The following is a 1,022-nucleotide window of genomic DNA, read 5'->3' as shown; positions in this document are numbered from 1 at the left end:
CCACGGTCGTCGCGGCGGAATCCGCCACGGTTGTCGTCACGGCGGTCATCGCGCCGATCATCCCGGCGGTCGTCCCGACGGAAGGGGGGACGCTCACCACGGTCGTCGCGGCGGAATCCGCCACGGTTGTCGTCACGGCGGTCATCGCGCCGATCATCCCGGCGGTCGTCCCGACGGAAGGGGGGACGCTCACCACGGTCGTCGCGGCGGAATCCGCCACGGTTGTCGTCACGGCGGTCATCGCGACGGTCGTCACGGCGGAAGCCACCGCGGTTGTCGTCACGCCGCGGCCCACGGTCGCGGTCGTCGCGGCGGAAACCGCCCCGGTCTCCGTCGCGCCGGTCATCGCGCCGGTCGTCGCGACGGAAGGCCGGACGGTCATCGCGTCGGTCATCGCGCCGGTCGTCGCGACGGAAGGCCGGACGGTCATCGCGTCGGTCATCACGGCGATCGTCGCGACGGAAGGCCGGACGGTCACCACGGTCGTCGCGACGGGGGAAGCCACCGGGACGGCCACCCCGATCGTCCCGGCGCGGTCCACGATCGCGGTCGTCACGCTGGAAGGGCGGGCGCGAACCCCGGTCGTCACCACGGCGCTCGTCACTGCGCCGGTCGTCACGGCGGTCGTCGCGCCGAGCGCCACCGTAACCGCCGCCGCCCCGGTTGTCGTCGCGCCGGCCGCCGCCATAGCCACCGCGGTCGTTGTCCCGGCGGAACCCACCACGGTCCCCGCGGTAGCCGCCGCCCTGACTGCTCTGGCCGCTCCGGCTACCGCGGTCCCCACTGTCCCGTCGCCGCTGGTCGCGCTCCGGTCGGTCGTCGGGAGAGTTGGTGGACATGGGTGACTCCTGTCTTCGGTACCTCAAGCATAAAGAAAAAGGACCCCTGGTCCCAGCTGAACGCTGGTGACCAGGGGTCCTTCCAAAAATTGTTCGGCGGCGTCCTACTCTCCCACAGGGTCCCCCCTGCAGTACCATCGGCGCTGTAAGGCTTAGCTTCCGGGTTCGGAATGTAACCGGGCG

General features: G+C 71.2%; 1 rRNA gene and 1 pseudogene. One reads left to right on the top strand and one right to left on the bottom strand.

What is annotated here, in order from left to right:
- A pseudogene (locus ACZ6KF_RS17060) lies at positions 1–845 on the top strand (hypothetical protein); the annotation flags it as partial.
- 85 nt (positions 846–930) lie between these two features.
- Here ACZ6KF_RS17060 and rrf read toward each other — a convergent pair.
- Positions 931–1,022: ribosomal RNA gene (rrf, locus tag ACZ6KF_RS17055) — 5S ribosomal RNA — on the bottom strand; the annotation flags it as partial.

Source organism: Streptomyces sp. NPDC046379 (genome assembly GCF_055587785.1).
Note: the sequence above shows the minus strand (reverse complement) of the source record. Positions and strands in the feature narration are given on the sequence as shown.